Genomic DNA, 25908 nt, shown 5'->3' on the forward strand with positions numbered 1-25908 from the left:
AGCTATGATAAACTACTACTAACAAGAAAATTGTTAGATTTGAGGCTGATATGAAACAAAAAACACTAATGAAAAATATAAACGGGTTGCTTGAGATTATGCCTTGGTATGTTAAGGAATATTATCAAGCAAAGCTCGTAATTCCATATAGCTATAAGACACTGTATGAGTACTTAAAGGAATATAGACGATTTTTTGAATGGTTGATTAGAGATCATGAGAAATTGGGTAAAACCGCACGATACGCAGATTATGATACGATTGCCGATGTTCATATTGATGAGCTGGCCCATTTACCAAAGTCTATTATCGAAGCTTATTTTGTCTATCTTCGTGAAAATACTGAGCGTCGTTCAATCTCTGAAGTCAGCATTGTTCGGACTAAGGATGCTCTCTCAAGTTTGTTTAAGTATCTTACTCAAGAAACTGAGGATGACGAGGGTGAGCCTTATTTTTACCGAAATGTCATGGTTAAGGTCAAAATCAAGAAACCTAAAGATACCTTGGCTAGTCGTGCTGATAACATGAAAGAAAAACTCTTTTTAAATGATACACAGGCTTTCTTGGACTATATCGATAATGAACATGAAAAGAAAATCTCAAAACGTGCCCAGGTATCCTTTGTCAAAAATAAAGAGCGTGATCTTGCTGTCATAGCACTTCTACTTTCTACTGGAGTCCGGTTATCTGAATTAGTGAACCTAGATATGCAAGATGTCAATCTAGCCACAAGAACAATTACAGTTATTCGAAAAGGTGGGAAAAAGGACGTTGTAAATATCGCTCCATTTGGCATACCTTATATCGAGCGTTATTTATAAATTAGGAAGGGACGCTACTCAGCAAATGATTCAGATAAAGCATTCTTCTTAACGACTCAGAATAAAGTGCCTGCAAGGCTTGGCACACGTTCTGTTGAGCTTTTGGTGAAGAAGTTATCTACCGCCTATGGTAAGCCTACTACTCCTCACAAACTGCGACACACACTTGCGACACGTCTATATGAGCAAACAAAAGATAGTCTCCTGGTCTCCCAACAATTGGGACACAAGGGGACTGCAATGGTAGAGGTTTATGCACACGTAGCTGCAGAGACAACTAAGGAAGCACTGAGTGACTTGTAGTTTATAGTCACTTCTATTTTAGCTATACACGATACATAGTACAATATATATGTATAGGCTTAAGAGTTCTAGTTAAAAAGCAACAACTACATAATATAGGTTGTTGCTTTTTTAGTGAATATGATTTTCCAAAAGCTGAATTTGAAGGATATTGTCGAGTTGGACTAATCTATACCCTTCACTAGTCTTTATTGATATTTCATTACGAGACAGTTCTCTCACTTCGCCAAATAAAGTCACTTTTTTATCACGATGTTTGATAGTGAACTGCCCTTTAAGTTGGTTGGCATAGAGTTGAGAAAGTAATAAGAGTTTCTGAGGCTTACTTAAGTCTGTTGAGAAATCAACACGATATTTAGCAGCATGTAATGATGAGGTATGCTCGGACAGAAAGAACCCCATCCACTTCTGCATCCCAGGGTCCTGATATTCTCTTGCTGCTTGAAATGGTAAATAGGAACGATCAATCATTTTAAACCATCCAATCCTCCAGCTGAATGTCCTCCGATGAGGTTACTTCTGGCAATACTCCTCGATGCACTATCAAGTGCATTAGCTTTTAGCAGAGAGGTAAAACCAAATTGGTCTCTGATAGAATCTATTGCTGTCTGGAGCCTTTCTTCTTTTTCGATTTGTTCGACATCATCGAACAGTGAGATTAAACCAAAAGATTCATCTACAAAATCAGAATAATTAACTGCTACACTTCGGATTGCTCCTGAAGTGTATTTATTATGGAATAACTTCAGGACATAGTTTGTCAGCATGTCGGTGTTATTCGTTGGTTCAATTTTCATTTGGGTATTGATAGAACGCTTGTTCTCATGCTTAGAGTAGCCAAGGTGTATTGAAACAACAGTCGCTTTTTTGCCTATCTTTCTCAGTCGGATAGCAACTTGCTCGGCCATCTCTCTAAGGACAATTTCAATATCTCGTTGTCTAAAATAGTCTCTAGGAAGAACCTGGGAGTTGCCTAGACCTTTTGATTTTGGTTTATAGGGTTTATGAACGTTACTTTCATCAATACCATTAGCATGAAACCATAATCGAAGACCAGTTACTCCTAGCTCTTTCTTCAAGATATCTGGGTTAGCATTTGCCAAGTCTTTGATTGAGTAGATACCTAATGTGTTGAAGCGTTTCTCCATTCTTTTACCGATACCCCAGAAATCTGTCATGTTTGGAATAGACCATACCTTCTGCTCCATGTCCTCATAGGACCAATTAGCTCTCATGGTTGGTGTTTTCTTTGCTTCATTATCAAGGGCAAGTTTAGCAAGTAAGGGGTTAGCGTTTGACATACCAACGGTTGAATAGATGCCAGTTTGTCTCCAGATGTCTCTCTGGATCCTCGCAGAAATAAGGTCGAGCTTTTGTTTTCGCGACAACTGTTTTTCTGGCACGAAGTAATTAAGAGAACTAGACAGGTCAATAAAGCCCTCGTCTATAGAATAAGGGTAAATGTCGTTAGGACTACCATAGTTTTGAAAAATGCCTTGGATTTCCATATTAACTGAGATATATTCGTCCATTCTAGGAGGAACGATGAAAGTCACTTTTGCCCAATCTTCAATGAATCGCACGTATTCTGGATCTGTTCTCAGTCCTTGTCTCTTGGCATTGTAATACGAGAACCTTCTTGTTTGAACATCAAAAGGGAGGTCGTATGCTCTTCCAACATTTGATTTTCCAAACACTTTCTTAAATATCGGTGAAGAAGCAAGGATAAGACCTGCAGAGTTATCAGCTCTACTCATAACACATAAAAAAGTCTTTAAAGGATGTAGTCCTCTCTCAACACATTCGACGCTAGCATAAAAAGACTTCATATCGATAAAAGCGATATCGCTTCTTGGCTCTCTTGAATAATCAAAATATCCCATGTGCCACCTCTTTTGTTAGTTTATAAGCTAACAAAAAGTATAGACTAATTTGGTGAGGTTTTCAAGTGATACGATATTACCAATAGATTTAACAGTTGCTTTCGTAGAGCTTGAACTAGATGATGATGGTTATATAACTTTATGGTTAAGGATTTTTTAAGCTTTCTAAAATTAATGGTATAATACAAGGAATTTAGAAAGGAGAGTTATGAAACGTAAGCATTACCAATCCTTAGGGATTGGCTTATTCAGTAGTTTGTTATTACTTACACCGTAAGTGTTGGCTGAAGAAATAACGACACCACCGACAACACCTGCCACAGATGCTGTGGCGACAACAGATGAAGCAACAACGGCTGAAACATCACACAATTATACTGATAGTAGCCAATTGAATCAAGCCATCTCTGAAGCAGTTACTGAAGGTATCACTGCTCTTGAAACCAAAGAGGAAACCTTCGATACAACTCAAGAAGCTAAGGCTGATTATACTGAGCAGATAGAAATGGTCAACGAGGTCACCAAAGAGTACCGAGAAGCAAAGTCCGCTTATCAAAAGGCCGAACAAGATTATCAAAACTATCAAAAGCAAGAACAAGACTATCAGGATGAGTTCGTTAAATATCAGGATTATCAAAAGAAGGTCCACCAATATAACATTGATCAAAAAACATATAATCTGGCTAAAGCCCGTTATGATGAAGACTACAATACTGCTTTAGGAAACACCAACAAAACGGGGTACCTTCCTGAAGTTTTAGCTCAGAACCTCATTTTTCGTTCCGAGCCAAATGCCACTCAGACCTTTACGGGTAATATTATTCCTGATGAGATTTTAGAGACGGTCGTTAAGGATAGTCACGGTTGGATGGATCCTGGGACGGTTACTGCCTATGCACCAGGTCAAACCGTTATCACAACAGGAAGATGGAATACTGCCTTGATGGATATTGGCGATACCGTCGTGGTAGATTATTCTAACCTTGAGCATTCAAGTTTTTCGGGTTATCAATTAAAAAGAGTTCGTTTTACTTATCGTCTCATTGATACGACCCACTATTCTGGTAAGGTGATTTTTCAAGCTATTGATGACCCTACTGTCACTTCTTATACGCATATCTACAACAAAGATGGCGTTACTCAAAGTTCCTTTGAGATGGAGATGACAGTCCAGTTCTATGATGCCGCTGGTAAAGAAATTTTGCCTACTAAAGACAATTACGCTTTAACTAGTTTTGCCAGCATCAATTCCCTGAATGGTGAGGGAGAATTTGTTGGGAACTACAACGGAAGATTTATCCCCATTAAATGGTTCAACTATTACTGTTCAAGATAATTATGCATTAAATTATAGTTCTGTTCCTCAAGCATCCTTAGCTAGCGATTGGGATAGTGAAACCAGTCCAGATGCTTACATCGGAGCTATTGTCGGAAAATCAACTGAGAGGATCCGTTTTCATTTTGGAAATTCCAATGGCTTTGCGGATTGGTTTGCGTTTAACTCAGATGTTAAGGTTAAAGGCGGCATTTTAAATCCTCCAACACCACCAACAGCCCCTGCTTTTATGGCAAAACCAATCGCTCCTAAAAAAGTTGAGAAGCCCCATGCAATTCTTACCCCTATTATCTTATACCACAACAATAAAGTGGTTCCTAAATCAGCTCCAACTCCTCAGAAAGATAATACACCTAAAAAGCCTACTCAGAAGTCTTCTCCGAAGGTTACTATAACCCCAACTTATCAGCGACAAAACAATGTTGTATCAAGACTTTATACCTATGCCAAGCCAAACTTTGGGTCAGGACAAGTCATCACAAGAACAGTAACCCCGACCTATACGGTAACTCTTCCAAATCCAACAATTGCAACACAACCTTCAGTGAAAGAGAGCTCTTCTATAGAAACACAAATACCAAAGAAAAACTCAGTTTCTAAGGAGAAAGATTGGTTTGGTATTAATACAGGAATTATTAACACTCTCGAAGATGGACCTCAACAGACCGACTTGATTGCTTTTATTAAAAAAATTGGGGAGGAGGCCAAGAAGAAAAATGGCAATAATACAAATGCTATAAATAGAGATATTGCCTTAACGCTAGCTTCTCCTTCATATCGTGAAGACTTTCTACAAAACCTTTATAACACGTATAAAGGAGCGACACTCGATATTCCAGATAATGTGAAAACAACAATACGGAAAAACCATTCTGACGGTAAAATCGATTTTGCACATGTTATGACAACGCTAGCTTCTTTAGAACAACAAAAATTTTCTGATGAAGCCATGAAATATGTGTCCTCTCGTTCACTTCTATATCCTTCTTTTCTAGGTTCAAATCCATTATTTGAGATTTACAATAATGACAATATGAGGAATAACATTCTTCAACAGAATTCATTGGTCGGAGATTTGTTAACCTCAATGCCTGAAACAGATATTTTTACTGATATGGATGCCATTATTTTAGCTAGACATCCTGACTACAAAGATTTACCCCTCGATGAGCGTATCTTAAAGTATTATGGACAGAAAGATTTAGATAGTAAACGCAAACAGCTTTTTTTAGAAATTTATGGGAAAAATCAAGGAAAAGACAAGGGAGAAGCGCAACTAGCCTCCTTTATGGAGATTGTCTCAGCTTTTCTAACAGTAGGCGGGGTAGGCGCCTTATTTTACTCTGTCTTTAAAGGGAAAAATAAGGATATTGGAAAGAACATTCATAAACTTGATACGGTTCTTTATGATGGGAACATTGACAAATTTCTAAAACATCCACTAAAGACAACTGCTTCCGCAGTGGCTAAAACTGTTAACAAAAAAGTCATTAAACCTGTAGTTAACAAAGTTCAAAAAATAAATAATAAATTTATCAAACCTGTGATACAGTCTGTCAAGAAGACATCCACAAAAGTTTGGAATGCTACTAAAACTCTTGTCACTAAAACAGTACCTAGAACTATTAATAAAAAAATCATTAAACCTGTAGTTAACATGATATACTCCCCTTATAGTTTCTAGTGAAAATTTTTATTTTTTCACTGTCCACTATAAGGGGAGTATATCATTAGATTCGATGGATTTTATACTAGTCTTTTTTAGTGGGTTTGCCTTCAAGTTTGTGGCCCAATTCAATAAGGTATTGCTTAAGGTCATCTTTAATTTGAGGGTGTTTAAGTGCGTAATCAATAGACGTCTTCATAAAGCCAAATTTGTCACCGACATCATAACGATCTCCTGTAAATACATGAGCAAAGACGCATTGTGTTTTGTTAAGAGTATCGATAGCATCAGTCAATTGGACTTCATTCCCAGCACCTGGTTCTTGATTTTCTAAGATACCGAAAATCTCAGGTGTTAAAAGGTAACGTCCGATGATAGCAAGATCACTTGGTGCATCTTCTGGATTTGGTTTTTCAACGAAAGTTTCAACGCTGTAACGCCCATTTTCGCCTTTACCCTGAGGAGCGATTACACCATAAGCAGAGACTTCTTCATGAGGAACAGACATAACCGCAATAGTAGATGCATGTGTCTCCTCATAATCGTTGATAAGTTGTTTAGTCAAAGGTACCGCTTTGTCGTTAGTAATATCCATGAGGTCGTCACCAAGCATGACAACAAAAGGTTCATTTCCGACAAATGCTTTGGCTTGGAGAACAGCATCTCCGAGACCACGTGGGTGACTTTGACGGATAAAGTGGAGATTAATAGAAGTGGTGTCATTAACCAAATTCAACAAGTCAGTCTTACCTTTTTGTTCCAAGTTATATTCTAATTCGAAGTTTGAGTCAAAATGGTCTTCGATAGAGCGTTTTGATTTACCGGTAACAACCAAGATATCTTCAATACCAGACTTAAGAGCTTCTTCAACGACAAATTGGATGGTTGGTTTGTCAACGATTGGCAACATTTCTTTGGCCAATGCTTTAGTAGCTGGTAAAAAACGTGTTCCGAGTCCTGCAGCGGGGATGATAGCTTTTCTAACTTTTTGATTCTTCATGAGAACTCCCTAGATTTTTTATTTTTTATCCCATTCATTTTCAGAGCGCAAATCATTGGACATCATATTGAGAATAGATTCCTTGATATCAGCACCCTCATAGATAGATTTGTAGATTGCTGTTGTAATTGGCATGTAGACGCCAAGTTCTTGAGCAATTTCGTAGGCAACCTTAGTGGTTGAAATTCCTTCGATAACCATACCCATGTTACGTTCAATGTCTTCTAGTTTTTCGCCACGACCAAGCGCATCTCCGGCACGCCAGTTACGTGAATGGATAGAAGTTCCAGTAACGATGAGGTCGCCAACGCCAGATAGACCGCTATAAGTCAAAGGGTCAGCTCCGAGTTTTACACCAAGACGAGTGATTTCTGCCAGTCCTCGAGTAATTATGGCTGCCTTAGCATTGTCTCCATAGCCCATACCATGGAGAGCACCAGCACCGACTGCGATAATGTTTTTGAGGGCACCGGCTGTTTCAACACCAATCACATCATAGTTAGTGTAGAGACGGAAATAGCTATTACTAAAAATACCTTGGGCATACCTTGCTATTTCAAGGTCCTTAGATGCTGCTGTAATCATGGTGATATCACGAACAATAGTTTCTTCAGCATGACTTGGGCCAGATACAACGACAATCTCACTTCGCATTTCCGAAGGAATCTCCTCTTCAAGGATTGTAGAGAGGCGTTCGTGTGTTCCTGGTTCCAAACCTTTTGAAGCATGCATGACAACAACTTTGTGGTCTAAAAGTTCGGCAACTTGCTTAGCAACTAAGCGAGTGACCTTAGTTGGAACAACAAAAAGAATAGCATTAACACTATCTAGGGCTTCAGATAGCTCTTTGTAGGCTTTAATGTTTTCATCCAAAATCACATCTTTAAAATAGCGGGTGTTGGTGTGTTTTTCGTTGATTTCATCAATTTGTTCAGGGATGTTTCCCCAAATACGGACCTCGTGTCCGTTATCGTTGAGTACCTGTGCGAGAGCTGTTCCCCAAGAACCAGGACCCAAGACAGCGATTTTTTGTTTTTTCATCATTCGGTCTCCCTTTATGTCCTTTCTAACAAAGTAGAAAAAGATTATATTCTTTCTCATTATAGCATAAGAAAAGCGAGTTTGTCTTGTCCGCTCTGTTAGGAAGATTGCTGGCTATTTATTTTTTAGACAATTTTTAGCAATGTAGCCTCCAGTGAGAGCAGTCATAAGAGTTCAGCCAATCAGGATTAGAGCATGATTGGCTGTGAATGGGACCATAACTTGGTCTACATAATCTTGTGTTTTGCCTTTAGCTAAGAGCTGTGCACTGTAGGCTTTAGGAGCTAGCCACATGGTCACTATAGGTGCCAAGTTTCCTAGAGAAAAGACCATATAGGAGAGTAGATTTACTTTATCATTCTCATAGTTGCCCTTCTTGACGAGTAAGTCAGCGACAAGGCCAGCCAGCAAACTTGGAAGGAAGGTTAGGACAAAGTGACCAGAGGCAAAGAAGAAGATGGACATGAAGAGACCAAGGCAGGTAACAGCTCCAAATTGTTTGGTCTTTTGGATTAGCTCTAAATAAACCCAGCCCGAAAAGATAGCCACCAAGGCAGGTGTGTGGTACATGTTTTTGACTTTAAAAAAGATTAAATCAATCGCAACTGCAATGGTTAGGCATATAAAATACAGTAGAAAAGCTCGGCAAGTTTGTTTGATAAATATCTTTTGACGCATGTAGCCTCCTAATCGATGTGAGTTGTTTTGGTTTTATTGAGCCAAGAGTATGCCAAACCAATGAAAATACCGCCACCAATCCAGTTGCCGAAGAAAACGATCACCCACTGATGTAGAATATTTGCTAATGTGAAATTGTCCACAGCATTACGGACACCGTTGAAACCGATTAACATGAAAGATGTAAAGTTTGCAATCAAGTGTTCATTCACCAAAAAGACAAACATGAAGATAGCTGATAGGGCAATGAAAATCTTGGCAGACTCTTCTTTGAGGAGCATATAGCTCAAGATAGCAAGGTTGACGAACATACTAGCAGTAATACCTTCTGTAAAGTTCATCCAATCTGTTTGTCCAAGCTTAGTTGAGACAGCAGTTACCAAGAAACTCCTATCTGTCAGATGATTGAAAGAGAGGGATTGGTTGAAAAACCAGGCCAAGATAAGGGCACCAACAAAATTAAAGAAGATACAGTAGAGGAGGATGGTAAAAACCTTACTCCATCTGATTTTACCATAATAGGCACCACTAGTAAGGAACATCATGTTTGAAGTGGCTAACTCTCCGTTGAAAATGAGAACGAATACCAAATCCGATAGCAAAGATAAAAGCAAAGACGAAGCGATAAGGAGCTGGGCTAGCTGCAGCAATAATATCAGCGCCAATAATTCCTACAGCAGTTGACATGGTAAGATAAACGCCTGCAAGCATAGAACGTAAGGCATAGCGACCAAGACTTTCGTTAAAGAGAGCTTCTTTTTAGCGCAAGCAGCAAAAACTTTTTCTTGGAATTGAGACATAAGTTTACCTCTAAGTAGTGTGACATGGAGCATGAATAGATACATATGCTCGGGTGAATGTTAATCTAAGATGACCATGAAAAAAGTTAGGATATTTTGTCCCAACTTTTCCAAGTCTTAGTATGAGGACGCTCCAGATGTGGCATCTGCGGCTGGCGATGCATCGCCAGCGTGACCACTAGCGTCTGATGCTCCAGATGTTGCATCGCTACCGTTATGGCTAGTTACAGCCGGTGCAAAAGGACCGCTTCCTCCGACAAGGCGTTGACCAGTTGTTTCGAGATACCAGTCAAGTCATGGTTTAAAGTTAAAGACGATTTCATTGATTCCCGCATAAGAACCATCATCATAGTACATAGCTTGATAGTTATGCGTATTGATAACACCTTTAGGCAAACCAGGTACAATTGTACGCACATATTCTTGGTTGCCGTTACGAAGGGTACCGATAACCCATTCCACATTCTTCATACGAGCTGGTGGAAGTGAACCGTGAACTGTTGACATACGGCTACCTGATTGAGTCGGTACACGTTTAGCGAACATGGTATCAGGATCTTGACGGGCATTATTGTAGTAGAGGAACTGGTTGTTATCATCGGCGTAGGTTAATTCAAACGGCATAGCCTTGAGGAACATATCAATTTGGTTAACCGTCAAAATACCGTGATCTAGTTTAACATAAGTATCACCAGATACTGCACCAGTGATCTCAGCTACTTTTTCGACCCATTCTGGATCGTCAGGATCAACCTCGGTAACAGTTGTAGCGATTGGTTTGTCACAATCCAAGTCTTCAGGTTCGATTGGTTTTGGTTTTTTCAATTTAGAAACCACTCCTACGTATTGGATGAAATTATCTAAGCATTGTTCAAGGAAGTTAATAGTACCTTCATTGGTAATGTTACCCTCAAGGTCAAAGGCTTCTTTGGCTTTTCCAAGCAAGAATTCATTACACGGAAGAGTATAAGCATTGACGCCAGGTGCTTCAAGGATTTTACGCAAATGCACTTGGGCACGTGAAGTTCCTTGGTCGTAGTAAGAAGCACCAACAATCATAACTGGTTTGTTTTCAAATGGGTGCACTTCGAATGAGAGCCATTCTAATACTGACTTAAGTGCTGCAGAGATAGTGTGGTTGTGCTCAGGTGTAGCTATGATAACACCATCAGCGCGTGTAATTTTGTTATTAAGTAAGCGAAGTTGGAAACTTTCATCCCATTTTTGATCTTGATTAAACATAGGGACTTCATCAATTTCTAAAACTTCAAGTTCAAATTTAATTTTAAAATGTCTTCTGATAAATTCGAGAAGTTTACGGTTATATGATTGATCATAATTTGCTCCAACGAGTCCAACAAATTTCATAGTTTATATTCTCCTGTCTTATAGGCTTTCCCAGTTGGAGTCTTCAGCTTCTTTATGTAGTAACTCTGTAGCATGTGAGAGTTTACCGGTAATTTTGACATAGAGACGGAAGTCATCGAAAATAGCATCTAATTTTTTGATGACATCGAGGTCAACTAAATCGCCGTTGCTATCAAAAGCTTGAAGGGAATGTGAGAGCAAGAATTCGTCTGGAAACACATTAGCTTTGATTTCTGGAGCATTCAAAATTTGACGAAGTTGTAGCTGTGCACGAGAAGCTCCTAGAGTTCCATAAGATGCCCCTGTAATCATAACAGGCTTATTCAAAAGGGGAAAAACTCCGTATGAGAGCCAAGCTAAAGCATTCATGAGAACAGCCGGAATTGAGTGATCATACTCAGGTGTTCCAATGATGACACCATCAGATTCATCGATTTTTTTAGCGATTTCTAGTGCACTTTCTGGCAATTGCTTATTAGCAGGCTTGTTAAAGACAGGAAGATCTTTGATTTCTACAAGTTCAATTTCTGCCTTATCTGCAAAATGCTTCTGAATATATTGCAATAATTGTCTATTAGTTGAACGTTTTGAATTCGTACCAACAAGTTCGATGAATTTCATGACAATTCCCCTTAAAAGTATTATATCTAGTATCATGTTAGCGTTTTCCTAGATAAAAGTCAATCTTCGTTTGATGATAATACGATTAGCCTATTACTTTTGTCATCTTATTTCGAATAGATTATAATAGGATAGATTTAAAAAATATTCTTCTTAATTCAGTGTAGATGATTTTACAAGAATTAGTTAACTGATGTATTGAAAGGAAAAATAATGACTAGAATTCGTGGATTTGAACTTGTATCAACCTATAACAATCAGGACTTACTTCCAAAGCGAGAGACTGCCCATGCAGCTGGCTATGATTTAAAGGTTGCGGAGAATACTGTGATTTCTCCTGGGGAAATTGTTCTCGTACCAACAGGTGTTAAGGCTTACATGCAACCTGGTGAGGTTCTATATCTCTATGACCGTTCCTCTAACCCTCGTAAAAAAGGTCTGGTCTTAATCAACTCAGTTGGAGTTATTGATAGCGATTACTATGGAAATCCCGAAAATGAAGGACATATCTTTGCCCAGATGAAAAATATTACTGACCAGCCTGTGACTCTTGAAGTTGGTGAGCGCATAGTTCAAGGTGTCTTTATGCCCTTTTTGATTGTTGATGGAGACGAAGCAGATGGCGTTCGAACTGGTGGGTTCGGGTCAACTGGAAAATAGAAGAAATTTGCGGCCGGCTTTCTGGTTATATCTTCTCATATCTTTGAGCAGCGTAGGGCTTCTTGCTTAACCAATCTGGATTTAAAAGAGTTTTTCTGGAAGAATCGTGCTAAAACTAGAGCTTATAGGAGTCGATGGCAATGTCTGAGTTTATCATGAAAGGAAAGGATTAGAATCATAGCTAAGAAAAAATCAACTTTTGTTTGTAGAGAATGTGGCTACAATTCACCCAAATATCTAGGGCGCTGTCCCAATTGTTCTTCTTGGTCCTCTTTCGAGGAAGAGGTTGAGGTTCAGGAGGTTAAAAATGCCCGTGTCAGTTTGACGGGTGAAAAGTCCAAACCTACTAAGTTAAAAGAAGTCTCTTCAATTAGTTATGCCCGCATAAAAACCGATATGGACGAGTTTAACCGTGTTTTAGGTGGCGGTGTGGTTCCGGGGAGTTTGGTTCTTATTGGAGGAGATCCAGGAATAGGGAAATCGACCCTCCTCTTACAGGTGTCAACACAGCTGGCTAACATGGGAACTGTCCTCTATGTTTCTGGGGAAGAATCGGCCGAGCAAATCAAATTGAGGAGTGAACGTTTAGGTGATATTGATAACGAATTTTATCTGTATGCTGAGACCAATATGCAGGCAGTCCGTAGTCAAGTGGAGAGTATCAAACCCGATTTTCTCATTATTGATTCTATTCAGACCATCATGAGCCCAGAGATCTCTGGCGTTCAAGGTTCTGTTTCCCAGGTTCGTGAAGTAACTGCCGAACTCATGCAGATTGCCAAAACCAATAACATTGCCACTTTTATTGTGGGGCATGTGACCAAGGAGGGACAGCTGGCTGGACCACGTATGTTGGAGCACATGGTGGATACTGTGCTTTATTTTGAGGGGGAACGTCATCATACCTTCCGTATTCTGCGGACAGTTAAAAACCGTTTTGGTTCAACCAATGAGATTGGGATTTTTGAAATGCAGTCAGGTGGTCTGGTCGAGGTACTAAACCCTAGCCAAGTTTTCTTAGAAGAACGCCTAGATGGTGCCACAGGTTCTGCCATTGTTGTCACAATGGAGGGGAGTCGACCTATCCTAGCTGAGGTTCAAGCTTTGGTGACACCGACCGTCTTTGGTAACGCAAAGCGGACAACGACGGGACTGGACTTTAACCGTGTCAGCCTTATCATGGCTGTCTTAGAGAAACGTTGCAGCCTTCTTCTCCAAAATCAAGATGCCTATCTCAAATCAGCTGGTGGTGTCAAGTTGGACGAGCCAGCTATTGACCTTGCAGTTGCCGTTGCTATTGTTTCTAGTTACAAGGAGCTTCCAACCAATCCACAAGAAGCCTTCGTAGGAGAAATTGGCTTGACCGGAGAGATTCGTCGTGTGACTCGTATTGAACAGCGTATCAATGAAGCCGCTAAACTAGGTTTTACTAAGATTTATGCTCCTAAAAATTCGCTTCATGGCATGAAGATTCCAGAAGGTATTCAGGTCATTGGGGTCACAACGGTAGGAGAAGTACTCAAAAAAGTCTTTTCTTAAAAGATATGCTCAGAGTTGGAATCTGAAAGTGGCTGCAAGAATACCTGTATGATGCTATACTTTTCTTATATGCAATTTTTCACAGACAGCAATATGCAATTCCCGCTGGTAGAGTTAACTCTTAATCAAGGTGAAACGGTTTTTATCCAACGTGGCAGTATGGTCTACCATACACCTAATGTGTGACCCTCAACACCAAATTAAATGCAAGTGGCTCTGGTGTAGGACGCTTTGTAAAAGCAGTTTGACGGTCAATGGTTTCGGGTGAAAGTACCTTTATTACCCAGGTATTTGCCCAGTCTAATAACGCTTACCTAGCATTGGCACCCGACTCACCAGGTCAGGTGATTCCGCTGTATCCTGGTGAAAAGCATTACCGACTTAATGATGGTGCCTTTTTAGCACTTGATGGTACGGCTTACTATACAATGGAAACTCAATCGATCGGTAAGACTCTCTTTGGTGGCCAGGGAGGATTCTTCGTTATGACGACCAAGGTCAAGGGACTCTTTTGGCCAATGCTTACGGTTCCATTAAAAAAATTGAACTAAACAATCAAGGAGTGACTATTGACAATGCCCATGTTGTTGCTTGGAGTCAGACTCTTGATTATAATATTCATTTGGAAAATGGTTTCTGGCAGTCTATCGGAACAGGTGAAGGTGTGGTTAATACCTTCAGAGGAAACGGAGAAATCTACGTTCAAAGTCTCAACCTTCAAACCTTCGCAGGCTTACTTAATAGATACTTACCAAAATGTTCATAAAATAAAGGAGAGTAACCTCGATAGGTAGGACTCTTTTTTTTACTTACAGAAGTTGATAGCTGACAAGTTAAGAAAAAGATGATAAGATAGACTGTAAATAATTTAAATATCGAATTATTTCTCCGTTAGAAAGTGAGTTATTATGTCTTATTTTGAAAACTTTCTCAATGCCAACAAAGCCTATGTTGATCTTCACGGGACAGCCCATCTTCCCTTGAAACCTAAGACTAAGGTGGCTATTGTTACTTGTATGGATTCACGCCTTCACGTTGCCCAGGCCTTAGGGTTGGCACTAGGTGACGCTCATATTTTGCGCAATGCGGGTGGTCGTGTTACGGAAGATGTGATTCGTTCTTTGGTCATTTCCCAACAACAAATGGGAACACGTGAAATCGTAGTTCTTCACCATACAGATTGTGGTGCTCAGACCTTTAAGAACGATGAGTTTACGGCCTATCTTAATAAAGAACTTGGCGTTGACGTATCTGATCAAGATTTTCTTCCATTTACAGATGTAGAAGAGAGTGTTCGTGAAGATATGGCTATTCTTCGTCAATCGCCACTTATTCCTAAGGATGTTATCATCTCTGGTGCGGTTTACGATGTAGATACTGGACGAATGACTCAGGTCTTCCCTTAATATCTAAAAATTTAGCAGGCATGATTGCCTGCTTTTTTTTATAATTCAATGTAAAAAACTCAGCTTACTAAAATATGCTGAGTTTTCTTGTTTTTAAGAGACGATAAAAATGAGAATTACAGTCCCTAAATAGAAAATACTAGTAATAAAGAAACTGATGCGCCAGAAAAACTTAAGGAAGCGTTTAAATTTAAAGGATTGTGTTTTTCTCAGCATCTGAATCGTGATAATAATAGCTGCCAGTGATAATAAGATGGTGATGTATGGAAGAAAACTATGGGTAAAAAAATGAGCTGATATAGCAATGACTTCAATAAAATAAAGTGGAAAGGTTAAATCAGCAAAATTAAGACCGAGATATTTTAAACTGAAGAAGCGGTGGATAATAAAAGCAAAGATAGGTGTTAAAATCAAAAATGCTACAGCAAAGAATTTATATAGAACCATAGGTCTATTTTACCGCGAAAAAGTCTTAATGTAAATTTTTTCCTAAACTTAATAAGAATTTCTTGCATCTAAAAAGAATTTCTGTATAATAGATAAGGTATGTAAAAACATACTTGTGGGAGGTAACAAAACTTACTTACCGACAAAACCACAATAGGAGGAAATTACAAAATGGCTAAAAAAGTCGAAAAAATCGTAAAACTTCAGATTCCTGCTGGTAAAGCGACTCCAGCTCCACCAGTTGGACCAGCTCTTGGTCAAGCCGGAATCAACATTATGGGATTCACTAAAGAGTTTAACGCTCGTACAGCTGATCAAGCTGGTATGATTATCCCAGTTGTTATCTCTGTGTATGAAGATAAATCATTCGATTTCATCACTAAAACACCACCAGCTGCTGTTCTTTTGAAAAAAGCTGCAGGTGTTGAAAAAGGCTCAGGTACTCCAAACTCAGTTAAAGTTGCTTCAGTAACTCGTGCGCAAGTACGAGAAATTGCTGAAACTAAAATGCCTGACTTGAACGCTGCAAACATCGAATCAGCTATGCGTATGATCGAAGGTACTGCACGTTCAATGGGATTCACTGTTACTGACTAATTCAGTTAACAAGAAAACCACAGACGTCGTCTCACTTCGCTGAGTGACGTGGAAGATGAAAGTCGTTATGACCACAATACACAAGGAGAAATAATTAACATGGCTAAAAAAAGCAAACAAATGCGTACTGCTCTTGAGAAAATCGACAGCACAAAAGCTTACAGCGTAGAAGAAGCTGTAGCTCTTGCACAAGAAACTAACTTCGCAAAATTCGATGCTACTGTTGAAGTATCATACAACCTTAACATCGATGTTAAGAAAGCTGACCAACAAATCCGTGGCGCAATGGTATTGCCAAACGGTACTGGTAAAACTCAACGCGTTCTTGTATTTGCCCGTGGTGCTAAAGCTGAAGAAGCTAAAGCAGCAGGTGCTGACTTCGTTGGTGAAGACGAACTCGTTGATAAAATCAACGGTGGATGGCTTGACTTTGACGTTGTTGTTGCAACACCAGACATGATGGCAATCGTTGGTCGTCTTGGACGTGTCCTTGGACCACGTAACTTGATGCCAAACCCTAAAACTGGTACGGTAACTATGGACGTTGCTAAAGCAGTTGAAGAGTCTAAAGGTGGTAAAATCACTTACCGTGCTGATAAAGCAGGTAACGTACAAGCTATCATTGGTAAAGTTTCATTCGAAGCTGAAAAATTGGTTGAAAACTTCAAAGCATTTAACGATGCTATTCAAAAAGCTAAACCAGCTACAGCGAAAGGTACTTACATCACAAACCTTACAATCACTACTACACAAGGTCCTGGTATCAAAGTTGATCCTAACTCATTGTAAGAGTAGTAAAAACCTATCTTCGGATAGGTTTTTTAATTGAGATAGATAGGAATACTAGAGTAGAAAATAAAAAATCTTCAGAAGGTAGTGTTGATTGTTGGAGATTATGGTATATTTTATGCGTATACACATAATTTTTGATTTAAAACTTTTTGCGTTACATTTTAAAGAGGCAATGAAAGAAAGGAGTAAGGTGTTTTTACTGGTAGCCGTAGGCCTGTTGTCTGTAGGTCTTTTAACGGCTTGCTCATCATCAATTAAGATGTCTGGAAAGACTTATAACTATGTTTACGGAGGTGATCCTGCAACCCTAGACTATCTTGCTACAAATAAGAAAAACATGACGACAGCTGTTAGTAATGGTGTTAATGGTTTGTTTGAAAATGATCAATACGGTAATTTAAAACCATCTGTAGCTGAAAGATTGGTCTGTCTCTCAAGATGGCTTAACATATACTTACAAGATTCGTAAGGGGCTCAAATGGTACACTTCAGACGGCGAAGAATATGCAGATGTGACTGCTAAGGACTCTGTAACAGGTCTTAAACATGCCGCAGATACAAAGTCTGAAGCTATCTATTTGCTACAAAAATTCAGTTAAAGGTCTAAATGAATACCTCTCTGGAGCTAACAAATATTTTTCAGCTATAGGTATGAAAGCGGTTGATGATCACACCTTGCAATATACATTTAGCCAACTAGTACCTTACTGGAATTCAAAAATGACTTACTCTGTCACTTGGCCTGTTAACGCAGAGTTTTTGAAATCTAAAGGAAAAGATTTTAGTAAGTCAACGGATCCAACGTCTATTCTTTATAACGGACCATACCTTCTTAAAGCTTTGACAACTAAATCATCTATTGAGTTCACCAAGAATGAAAATTATTGGGATAAGGATAATGTCTACTTTGACAATATCAAATTAACTTATGATGATGGATCAGATCAAGACTCTTTGGAACATAAGTTCACTGATAGTGTCTATACATTAGCTCGTCTCTTACCTAGTAGCTCAAATTATTCTAAGGTTTCTGAAAAGTATAAAGATAATATCTATACTACTCAACCAGCAGCATCAGTAGAGGGGGGTGGGGTGGTATTAATATTGATCGCCAAACTTACAATAATACCTCTATAGAAAATGACCAACAGAAATCATCAACTAAAGCAGCACTTCTTAATAAGGATTTCCGTCAATCATTAGGGTTTGCTATTGATCGTACAAATTATGCGGCTCAGTTGAATGGTAAAGAAAGTGGTAATACAGCTTTCGTAATATCTTTGTTAAACCAGACTTTGTTCAAGCAGATGGTAAAGATTTCGGAACAATGGTAATGGATCAACTTCCAGCTTATGGTGATGAGTGGTCTGGTGTGAATCTTGCAGATAGTCAAGATGGTCTTTACAATCTAGAAAAAGCTAAGGCTGAGTTCGCGAAAGATAAGGAAGCCCTTCAAGTAGAAGGAGTTCAGTTCCCGATTTATTTCGACGTTCCAGTAAACCAAACAAGTAAATTTTTGTGAATCAAGTGCAATCTATCAAACAGTCTATTGAAGCTACACTTGGAAAAGATAATGTTGTCATTGATATCCATCAATTGTCAGCCGACGATTTCTACAATATTACTTACTATGTTTCGAATGCAGCAGAAGAGGATTGGGACTTGTCAGTTGGTGTTGTTTGGGAGCCTTATTACCTCGATCCATCCACATATCTTGATGTTTTGAAAACGACTAGTAGCGAGAAAACCAAGTCCTTTATGGGTTACGACAATCCAAATAGTCAAGCTGTGGAAAAAGTAGGTCTTAAAGAATATGACCAATTAGTTGAGGATGCTTCTAAGGAAACTACAGATTTAAAAGTTCGTTATGAAAAATATGCTAAAGCTCAAGCATGGTTGACAGATAGTGCCCTCTATCTTCTAACTACCACTTATAGTGGTGTAGCAACGGTAGTTTCTCGTATACAGCCATTTTCAGGAGCTTACGCTCAAGCTGTTGATAATGGTTCGACCTGCTACTTCAGGTATATTAAATATCAAGATAATATTGTAACTAAGAAACTGTATGATTCAGCTTATAAAGATTGGCTTAAAGAAAAAGCAAAATCTAATGACAAAGCTCAAAAAGATCTTGCAAAACACGTTAAGTAAACTATCGAAAACGTCTACCTTTAGGTGGTCGTTTTTTTGACAAAATTCCTCGAACCACCTTTAGATTGTGTTATAATAAAAAGGATTGATACTTATAAGCTTATGCTTAAGCTTGGGGAGAGCCTTCAAGCTAACCAGGTATCCAAAGACTGAAGAATGAAACATAAAAAGGAGATTTATCTTGGCTAAAGATATCCGCGTTCGTTACGCACCAAGTCCAACAGGGCTGCTACACATTGGTAATGCCCGTACGGCATTGTTTAACTACCTCTATGCACGTCATCATGGCGGTACTTTCATTATCCGTATTGAAGATACTGACCGTAAGCGTCACGTTGAAGATGGTGAGCGTTCACAGCTTGATAACTTGCGTTGGTTGGGAATTGACTGGGATGAAAGTCCTGAAACACATGAAAATTACCGTCAATCAGAGCGTTTGCCACTTTACCAAAAATATATTGATAAACTTTTGGCAGAAGGTAAGGCTTACAAGTCATATGTAACTGAAGAAGAGTTGGCTGCAGAACGTGAACGTCAAGAAGCAGCAGGTGAAACACCTCGTTATATTAACGAGTTCCTTGGTATGACTGAAGAAGAAAAAGCCGCCTACATCGCAGAACGTGAAGCCGCTGGCATTGTTCCTACAGTTCGTTTGGCTGTTAATGAGTCAGGAATCTATAAATGGCATGATATCGTTAAAGGAGATATCGAATTTGAAGGTGGCAATATAGGTGGTGATTGGGTTATCCAGAAGAGGGATGGTTACCCAACTTACAACTTTGCGGTTGTTGTTGATGACCACGATATGCAAATTTCACACGTTATCCGTGGAGATGACCACATTGCCAATACGCCAAAACAGCTTATGGTTTATGAGGCTCTTGGTTGGGAAGCGCCTGAGTTTGGGCACATGACCCTTATCACCAATTCTGAAACTGGTAAGAAGTTGTCTAAACGTGATACTAATACCCTTCAATTTATCGAAGATTACCGTAAAAAAGGTTACCTGCCAGAAGCAGTCTTCAACTTTATTGCTCTTCTAGGTTGGAACCCTGGTGGCGAGGACGAAATCTTCTCTCGCGAAGAACTTATCAAACTCTTTGATGAAAACCGTCTAAGTAAGTCTCCAGCGGCCTTTGACCAGAAGAAACTGGATTGGATGAGTAATGACTACATCAAGAATGCTGATTTCGATAAGGTCTTTGCTCTTTGCAAACCTTTCTTGGAAGAAGCTGGTCGTTTGACAGATAAAGCCGAAAAATTAGTTGAACTCTATAAACCACAGATGACAGCTGCGGAAGAAATTGTACCTCTTACAGACCTCTTTTTCGAAGATTTCCCAGAATTGACAGCGGCTGAAAAAGAAGTTATGGCTGGTGAAACAGTACCAACAGTACTTGAGGCTTTTAAAGCTAAACTTGAAGCTATGTCAGATGATGAGTTTGTTACAGAAAATATTTTCTCACAAATTAAGGCTGTTCAAAAAGAAACAGGAATTAAAGGGAAAAACCTCTTCATGCCAATTCGTATAGCTGTTTCAGGAGAGATGCACGGCCCAGAATTACCAGAGACTATCTTTTTACTTGGTCGTGAAAAATCTATTAAACATATTGATCAAGTTCTCGCAACACTATAAAAAAACGAACCCAACATTTGTTGGGTTTTCGAATGTACATAAGCGATATGTCAGCCATCATATGATTTTAGTTAAGAGTGTTTTTGTAATACGATGATGATATAACGTAGTCATATTATCATTTCAAAAACTTTAAATTAGTTTTATAATAGATTTGTAATAAAAAGTAGAGAGAAGTGAAGATTTGGTTGGTATTTCTACTACGTCATTGACATGTGTCTATAATTGAGGTTATAAGTCAGTTAAAGAGCTTGGGGTATCTAGGCTCTTTTTTTTATGTTTCGTAAATAAATTTATATGTGACATGGTCTGACTGTCAGTTGAATAGTTGATGGTTCTTAACTAGAAAAAAATAGATTTATATTTTTAGTTTTTTCTAATAGGAATGATGCTAAAATATATATTTATCTTACAATAAAGTAGGTTGATTTTTGAAAGGAAAAGCGGGAGTCCCTTGCTTATTTTTAGGAGGCATTACGGGATGGCTTTTAGTGATCAAATTTAGCAATTTATAAAAATAGACTAAGAAATTACAGTTCAGGATAAAAAACGACATTCATTCTATCTAAAATTGTTGCTCTGTTCTCTACCGAGGATATTGTTGTTCAAAAGGTCTGTACTTTGTACAGGCCTTTTGGCATTTTAGAAGAAAAATAGTTAAAAACATTTTTAAATCTATTTAAACAGTTTCAAGGCTGTTATTTATTTTCAATCTGATATTGCATAAAATTGAATAAAAACCAAAAAAATAAAACACTTTTTGACTAAAAATATAAAAAATAAAAATAAATATAAAAAATATCAAAAAAATAGTTGACATATGAATAAATATTCAATATAATTTATCTCGTAAGGTTGATAGAGATAGTAACCCTAAGAAAATATAAGAAAAGAGAAAATAATATGTCAAAAGAGAAAGTTATTCTTGCCTATTCAGGAGGTCTTGATACCTCAGTTGCTATTACATGGCTTAAAAAAGATTACGATGTTATTGCTGTTTGTATGGATGTGGGTGAAGGTAAAGATTTAGAGTTTATACATGACAAAGCTTTGACTGTTGGAGCTGTTGAGTCTTATGTTCTTGATGTCAAAGATGAGTTCGCTGAAGATTATGTGCTTCCAGCACTTCAAGCTCACGCCTATTACGAGCAAAAATATCCTTTAGTTTCAGCCCTTAGCCGTCCGATTATTGCTAAAAAATTAGTTGAAATTGCTCATAAAACAGGTGCAACAACCATCGCTCACGGTTGTACTGGTAAAGGTAATGACCAAGTTCGTTTTGAAGTTGCCATCGCTGCCCTAGATCCAAGTCTTAAAGTAGTAGCGCCAGTGCGTGAATGGAAATGGTCTCGTGAGGAAGAAATTAAGTATGCTAAGGCTAATGGTGTTCCAGTTCCGGCAGACCTTGATAATCCTTACTCAGTCGACCAAAACCTTTGGGGACGTGCCAATGAGTGTGGTGTTCTTGAAAATCCTTGGAACCAAGCTCCGGAAGAAGCTTTTGGAATTACTAACTCACCAGAGTCTGCACCCGATGAAGCTGAGTATGTAGATGTAACTTTTGAGGAAGGCAAACCAGTTGCTCTTAATGGTAAAGAAATGAAATTGGCTGACCTTATCCAAGAAATGAATGTTATCGCTGGTAAGCATGGCGTTGGACGTATTGACCACGTTGAGAATCGTCTTGTGGGTATCAAGTCACGTGAAATTTATGAATGCCCAGGAGCTATTGCACTTTTGGCAGCTCATAAAGAAATTGAAGATTTAACTTTGGTTCGTGAAGTATCTCACTTTAAACCAATTCTTGAAAATGAATTGTCAAATCTCATCTATAACGCTTTGTGGTTTAGTCCGGCAACAGAAGCTATCGTTGCTTATATCAAGGAAACACAAAAAGTAGTTAATGGTATCGCTAAAGTAAAACTTTACAAAGGGCATGCACAAGTAGTCGCACGTCAATCAGCTAATTCATTGTATGATGAAAACTTGGCTACTTACACATCAGCCGACAGCTTTGATCAAGATGCTGCGATTGGATTTATCAAGCTTTGGGGACTTCCAACACAGGTAAATTCTCAAATTAACCATCCATTTGACAAATAATGACAGATTTCATAAAGAAAAGCAGGATATGAGAAGAAACTTCTTAATATCAGATAAAAGTGGACAGGGAGCCGCATCTGATACTCTTTTCTTATAACTTATATTATTCTCGTGAAGACGCTCTGCGAGGCGTCACGATCCTAAATAAACTACGACTGAGATCGGGTTTTAGGAAAACAAGTGTCCAGAGAGACAAACTAAGCTAGACAAAAAATATCTAGCTTTTTTCATTTAAAACACTGTGGCCTAAGAGGTCATTACTTGTTATAAGTATTAAGAAAGGACGGAAGGTTATCTTATCGTTTAGGAAAATCTTCAACATAAAAACTATGGCAGAAAATCATAAACTATGGGGTGGTCGGTTCGAAGCTAGTCTTGAAAAATGGGTAGAAGAATTTGGTGCTTCAATCTCCTTTGACCAAAAGATGGCTGAGTTTGATCTGAAAGGCTCTATTGCCCATGTAACCATGTTGGGTGAGACAGGAATTATTGCTCAAGAGGAGGCTTTGCAAATTAAACAGGGCTTGGAAGAGCTTCTGGAGGAATATAAGGCGGGTAAGCTAGAATTCGATGTTTCCAACGAAGATATTCATATGAATATAGAAAGTCTTCTAACGGCTAAAATTGGACCTGTAGCAGGAAAGCTTCATACAGCGCGTTCACGTAACGACCAAGTAGCGACAGATATGCACTTGTATCTGAAAGCCAAACTCGTGGAAGTTATTGAGAAAATTGATAACTTACGTAATGTCTTGGTCAGTCTAGCAGATAAACATACTTACACAATTATGCCAGGGTACACCCACTTACAGCATGCTCAGCCGATTTCTTTTGGTCACCACTTGATGGCTTACTACAACATGTTCACACGTGATTCTGAACGTTTTGAATTTAATATCAAGCATACCGATATTTCCCCACTTGGTGCTGCCGCTTTAGCAGGGACAACTTTCCCAATTGATCGTAATATGACATCTGATTTAATGGGCTTTGCAAAACCATATAGTAATTCTCTAGATGCTGTTTCCGATCGTGACTTTATTCTCGAATTCTTGTCAAATTCAAGTATCCTTATGATGCATATGACACGTATTTGTGAAGAAATCATTAACTGGTGCTCTAACGAGTTTAAGTTTGTAACTCTTTCGGATACTTTTTCAACAGGATCTTCCATTATGCCTCAAAAGAAAAATCCAGATATGGCGGAGCTTATTCGTGGGAAATCAGGTCGTGTTTATGGTAATCTGATTGGACTATTGACCGTGATGAAATCACTACCTTTGGCTTATAATAAGGATCTACAAGAAGATAAAGAAGGTATGTTTGATACGGTAGAAACGATTACTGTCGCTATTGACATCCTCGCAGGTATGCTCAATACTATGACTGTTAACGACAAGCATATGGCAGAGTCGACAGAAAAAGATTTCTCAAATGCTACGGAATTGGCGGATTACCTTGCAACTAAAGGACTTCCATTCCGTGAAGCTCATGAAATTGTAGGGAAACTTGTCCTCGAGTGTACTAAAGCAGGTTATTACCTTCAAGATGTTTCTCTTGAACGTTATCAAGAAGTTTCATCTTTGATTGAAGAGGATATCTATGAAACATTAAAGTCTCACACTGCTGTTGAGCGTCGTCATTCTCTTGGTGGGACAGGTTTTGATCAAGTTAAATGGCAAATCAAAGAAGCTCAGCAAAGTCTTAACAAGTAAGTCTCTAAGCCCCTAACAATAAGGTTTTGGGCTTTTTTTGCTATTTATGATATAATAGTACTAGTTTTGAGTTTGGAGTCACATTTTGAAAAAATCTTATCGCGTTAAGAAAGAGAAAGACTTTAAAGCATTATTTGATGCAGGACACAGTGTTGCTAATCGAAAATTTGTGGTCTACTGTCTGGATCGTAATCTACCTCATTTTAGAGTAGGTTTATCTGTTAGTAAGCGTCTTGGTAATGCGGTTACTCGGAATCGGGTAAAACGTCGTCTACGACATGCACTGATGGACGTGTCATCTCAGTTAGAACATCAAGATTTTGTCGTTATTGCTCGTAAAGGTGTTGAGGACTTAAGTTACCAAGACATTTATAGCAATCTCGTTCATGTCTTAAAAATAGCAAAGTTGTATAAAGACTAGACAATTACCTTGCTTCGTTACATTATAGGAATGACTAAGATTGTTCATGGTCTCAGGAATCATCTTAATGGACGAAGAAAACTAGTTCTCTGGTCTATTTTAAAGGAGTTTTTAGTGAAGAAAAAACTTAGTTTATCTTTTTTAGGGACAGGAGCTCTCTTGCTTTTGTCGGCTTGTGGACATGGTGACGTTACAAGTCAATCTAGTGGCGTTTGGGAACGTCTCATTTTAACCTTTGGTAAGGCTATTCAAGGACTCTCATTTGGAGGATCCATTGGATTAGGTATTATCATTTTTACGATTTTGATTCGTTCGGTCATGATTCCTTTGTATAACCGCCAAATTAAGTCAAGTCGTGAATTGCAAGAGCTTCAGCCAGAGTTGCGTCGCTTACAGAGTGAGTATCCTGGCCGAGAGAATCGTGAGGCCCTGGCTTATGCACAACAAGAACTTTATAAAGAGCATGGTGTAAATCCTTACGCAAGTTTCCTTCCTCTCATAATTCAGTTTCCTATTTTGATGGCTCTTTATGGAGCTCTTACACGTGTCCCAGAGTTGCGAGAAGGGTCCTTTTTGTGGGTTGATCTGGGTCAAAAAGATCCGTACTTCATTCTTCCGATTCTGGCGGCAGCTTTTACTTTCCTTTCAACTTGGTTGACTAATAAAGTTGCTAAAGATCGTAGTGTTATGCTTATTGTCATGAATATCATGCTGCCAATCTTTATTTTTTGGTTTGGGACACAGATTTCTTCAGGGGTAGCACTTTATTGGACAGTTTCGAATGCTTTCCAAGTCGTTCAAATTTTAGTTTTTAATAACCCATTTAAAATCATTGCTGAGCGTAACCGTTTGGAAGCAGAAGAAAAAGAACGTAAAGCTAAGATTCGTCGTGCCAAGAAAAAGGCGCATAAACGTAAATAAGGA

Annotated in this window: 19 protein-coding genes and 5 pseudogenes; 15 read left to right on the forward strand and 9 right to left on the reverse strand. The window is 38.7% G+C overall.

Features of this window, described 5'->3' with window-relative positions; all coding sequences use genetic code 11:
• The first annotated feature begins 50 nt into the window (after nt 1-50).
• Nucleotides 51-1124 (forward strand): annotated as a pseudogene (xerS, locus tag NSQ85_RS02830) (tyrosine recombinase XerS).
• A 111-nt stretch (nt 1125-1235) separates the two neighbouring features.
• Here the strand turns inward: xerS and NSQ85_RS02835 are convergent.
• Nucleotides 1236-1595, reverse strand: a complete 360-nt coding sequence (locus NSQ85_RS02835) for a hypothetical protein (protein ID WP_048788364.1) — start codon at nt 1593-1595, stop codon at nt 1236-1238.
• Nucleotides 1592-3007, reverse strand: coding sequence for a Y-family DNA polymerase (locus NSQ85_RS02840; RefSeq protein ID WP_340781114.1), 1416 nt, complete (start codon nt 3005-3007; stop codon nt 1592-1594). Before NSQ85_RS02840 ends, NSQ85_RS02835 begins: the two co-directional genes overlap by 4 nt.
• 280 nt (nt 3008-3287) lie before the next feature.
• Here NSQ85_RS02840 and NSQ85_RS02845 point away from each other — a divergent pair, with 280 nt between their 5' ends.
• A complete protein-coding gene (locus NSQ85_RS02845) occupies nt 3288-4343 on the forward strand; it encodes a GbpC/Spa domain-containing protein (RefSeq protein ID WP_340781115.1) in 1056 nt (351 codons plus the stop codon).
• Entirely contained in the window at nt 4282-6027 is a 1746-nt protein-coding gene (locus tag NSQ85_RS02850; RefSeq protein WP_340781116.1) for a GbpC/Spa domain-containing protein, read from the forward strand. The genes NSQ85_RS02845 and NSQ85_RS02850 overlap by 62 nt, the downstream gene beginning before the upstream one ends.
• Nucleotides 6028-6094: 67 nt before the next feature.
• Here NSQ85_RS02850 and galU read toward each other — a convergent pair whose 3' ends face one another.
• From galU to NSQ85_RS02880, 6 genes and pseudogenes are all read right to left on the reverse strand, one after another.
• On the reverse strand, nt 6095-7009 hold the full coding sequence (galU, locus tag NSQ85_RS02855; protein ID WP_179972326.1) for a UTP--glucose-1-phosphate uridylyltransferase GalU: 915 nt from the start codon (nt 7007-7009) through the stop codon (nt 6095-6097).
• Between the two features lie 18 nt (nt 7010-7027).
• Nucleotides 7028-8050: an NAD(P)H-dependent glycerol-3-phosphate dehydrogenase gene (locus tag NSQ85_RS02860; protein ID WP_084829235.1), complete on the reverse strand. Its 1023-nt coding sequence runs from the start codon at nt 8048-8050 to the stop codon at nt 7028-7030.
• A 174-nt stretch (nt 8051-8224) separates the two neighbouring features.
• Nucleotides 8225-8728 (reverse strand): MptD family putative ECF transporter S component, encoded by a 504-nt coding sequence (locus tag NSQ85_RS02865; protein ID WP_340781117.1) that lies wholly within the window; start codon nt 8726-8728, stop codon nt 8225-8227.
• Nucleotides 8729-8736: 8 nt separating this feature from the next.
• Nucleotides 8737-9528: pseudogene (locus NSQ85_RS02870) on the reverse strand (formate/nitrite transporter family protein).
• Nucleotides 9529-9645: 117 nt separating this feature from the next.
• Nucleotides 9646-10896 (reverse strand): annotated as a pseudogene (locus tag NSQ85_RS02875) (NAD(P)H-dependent oxidoreductase).
• A gap of 18 nt (nt 10897-10914) precedes the next feature.
• Entirely contained in the window at nt 10915-11517 is a 603-nt protein-coding gene (locus NSQ85_RS02880) for an NADPH-dependent FMN reductase (RefSeq protein WP_179972324.1), read from the reverse strand.
• A gap of 213 nt (nt 11518-11730) precedes the next feature.
• Between NSQ85_RS02880 and NSQ85_RS02885 the strand changes: the two genes are divergently transcribed.
• The 4 genes and pseudogenes from NSQ85_RS02885 (at nt 11731) to NSQ85_RS02900 (ending at nt 15122) form a co-directional block, all read left to right on the forward strand.
• Nucleotides 11731-12177 (forward strand): dUTP diphosphatase, encoded by a 447-nt coding sequence (locus NSQ85_RS02885; protein WP_179972323.1) that lies wholly within the window; start codon nt 11731-11733, stop codon nt 12175-12177.
• 177 nt (nt 12178-12354) lie between these two features.
• The gene (radA, locus tag NSQ85_RS02890) at nt 12355-13716 is read left to right on the forward strand and encodes a DNA repair protein RadA (protein ID WP_232997139.1); all 1362 of its coding nucleotides are present in this window, start codon (nt 12355-12357) and stop codon (nt 13714-13716) included.
• A 69-nt stretch (nt 13717-13785) separates the two neighbouring features.
• Nucleotides 13786-14482, forward strand: a pseudogene (locus NSQ85_RS02895) (TIGR00266 family protein).
• Between the two features lie 142 nt (nt 14483-14624).
• A complete protein-coding gene (locus NSQ85_RS02900; RefSeq protein WP_084830822.1) occupies nt 14625-15122 on the forward strand; it encodes a beta-class carbonic anhydrase in 498 nt (165 codons plus the stop codon).
• Between the two features lie 93 nt (nt 15123-15215).
• Here the strand turns inward: NSQ85_RS02900 and NSQ85_RS02905 are convergent, their stop codons facing one another.
• Complete coding sequence (locus tag NSQ85_RS02905) at nt 15216-15569, reverse strand: DUF3397 domain-containing protein (protein WP_179972322.1); 354 nt, start codon at nt 15567-15569, stop codon at nt 15216-15218.
• Between the two features lie 171 nt (nt 15570-15740).
• On the opposite strand from NSQ85_RS02905, the gene rplK reads away from it, so the two are divergent.
• The 8 genes and pseudogenes from rplK (at nt 15741) to NSQ85_RS02945 (ending at nt 25905) form a co-directional block, all read left to right on the forward strand.
• On the forward strand, nt 15741-16166 hold the full coding sequence (gene rplK / locus NSQ85_RS02910; protein ID WP_179972321.1) for a 50S ribosomal protein L11: 426 nt from the start codon (nt 15741-15743) through the stop codon (nt 16164-16166).
• Between the two features lie 99 nt (nt 16167-16265).
• Nucleotides 16266-16955: a 50S ribosomal protein L1 gene (gene rplA / locus NSQ85_RS02915; protein WP_179974035.1), complete on the forward strand. Its 690-nt coding sequence runs from the start codon at nt 16266-16268 to the stop codon at nt 16953-16955.
• A gap of 175 nt (nt 16956-17130) precedes the next feature.
• Nucleotides 17131-19109: pseudogene (locus tag NSQ85_RS02920) on the forward strand (peptide ABC transporter substrate-binding protein).
• 181 nt (nt 19110-19290) lie between these two features.
• On the forward strand, nt 19291-20745 hold the full coding sequence (gltX, locus tag NSQ85_RS02925) for a glutamate--tRNA ligase (protein WP_179974034.1): 1455 nt from the start codon (nt 19291-19293) through the stop codon (nt 20743-20745).
• Nucleotides 20746-21648: 903 nt separating this feature from the next.
• Nucleotides 21649-22848, forward strand: a complete 1200-nt coding sequence (locus NSQ85_RS02930) for an argininosuccinate synthase (protein WP_340781118.1) — start codon at nt 21649-21651, stop codon at nt 22846-22848.
• 329 nt (nt 22849-23177) lie between these two features.
• Nucleotides 23178-24563, forward strand: coding sequence for an argininosuccinate lyase (argH, locus tag NSQ85_RS02935; protein WP_179974032.1), 1386 nt, complete (start codon nt 23178-23180; stop codon nt 24561-24563).
• An 85-nt stretch (nt 24564-24648) separates the two neighbouring features.
• The gene (gene rnpA / locus NSQ85_RS02940) at nt 24649-24984 is read left to right on the forward strand and encodes a ribonuclease P protein component (protein WP_179972316.1); all 336 of its coding nucleotides are present in this window, start codon (nt 24649-24651) and stop codon (nt 24982-24984) included.
• Nucleotides 24985-25098: 114 nt separating this feature from the next.
• On the forward strand, nt 25099-25905 hold the full coding sequence (locus tag NSQ85_RS02945) for a membrane protein insertase YidC (RefSeq protein ID WP_179974031.1): 807 nt from the start codon (nt 25099-25101) through the stop codon (nt 25903-25905).
• Nucleotides 25906-25908: the final 3 nt, after the last annotated feature.

The organism is Streptococcus sp. FSL L8-0526, assembly GCF_038007145.1.
In the GTDB taxonomy this organism is placed as follows: domain Bacteria; phylum Bacillota; class Bacilli; order Lactobacillales; family Streptococcaceae; genus Streptococcus; species Streptococcus thermophilus.

Excerpts from the sequence above, each read along its gene's own strand:
- NSQ85_RS02840 (WP_340781114.1), bottom strand. The coding sequence starts at position 3,007 with ATGGGATATTTTGATTATTCAAGAGAGCCAAGAAGCGATATCGCTTTT.
- NSQ85_RS02865 (WP_340781117.1), bottom strand. The coding sequence starts at position 8,728 with ATGCGTCAAAAGATATTTATCAAACAAACTTGCCGAGCTTTTCTACTG.
- rplA (WP_179974035.1), top strand. The coding sequence starts at position 16,266 with ATGGCTAAAAAAAGCAAACAAATGCGTACTGCTCTTGAGAAAATCGAC.
- NSQ85_RS02930 (WP_340781118.1), top strand. The coding sequence starts at position 21,649 with ATGTCAAAAGAGAAAGTTATTCTTGCCTATTCAGGAGGTCTTGATACC.
- rplK (WP_179972321.1), top strand. The coding sequence starts at position 15,741 with ATGGCTAAAAAAGTCGAAAAAATCGTAAAACTTCAGATTCCTGCTGGT.
- argH (WP_179974032.1), top strand. The coding sequence starts at position 23,178 with ATGGCAGAAAATCATAAACTATGGGGTGGTCGGTTCGAAGCTAGTCTT.
- NSQ85_RS02900 (WP_084830822.1), top strand. The coding sequence starts at position 14,625 with ATGTCTTATTTTGAAAACTTTCTCAATGCCAACAAAGCCTATGTTGAT.
- galU (WP_179972326.1), bottom strand. The coding sequence starts at position 7,009 with ATGAAGAATCAAAAAGTTAGAAAAGCTATCATCCCCGCTGCAGGACTC.
- NSQ85_RS02835 (WP_048788364.1), bottom strand. The coding sequence starts at position 1,595 with ATGATTGATCGTTCCTATTTACCATTTCAAGCAGCAAGAGAATATCAG.
- NSQ85_RS02905 (WP_179972322.1), bottom strand. The coding sequence starts at position 15,569 with ATGGTTCTATATAAATTCTTTGCTGTAGCATTTTTGATTTTAACACCT.
- NSQ85_RS02860 (WP_084829235.1), bottom strand. The coding sequence starts at position 8,050 with ATGAAAAAACAAAAAATCGCTGTCTTGGGTCCTGGTTCTTGGGGAACA.
- NSQ85_RS02885 (WP_179972323.1), top strand. The coding sequence starts at position 11,731 with ATGACTAGAATTCGTGGATTTGAACTTGTATCAACCTATAACAATCAG.
- NSQ85_RS02880 (WP_179972324.1), bottom strand. The coding sequence starts at position 11,517 with ATGAAATTCATCGAACTTGTTGGTACGAATTCAAAACGTTCAACTAAT.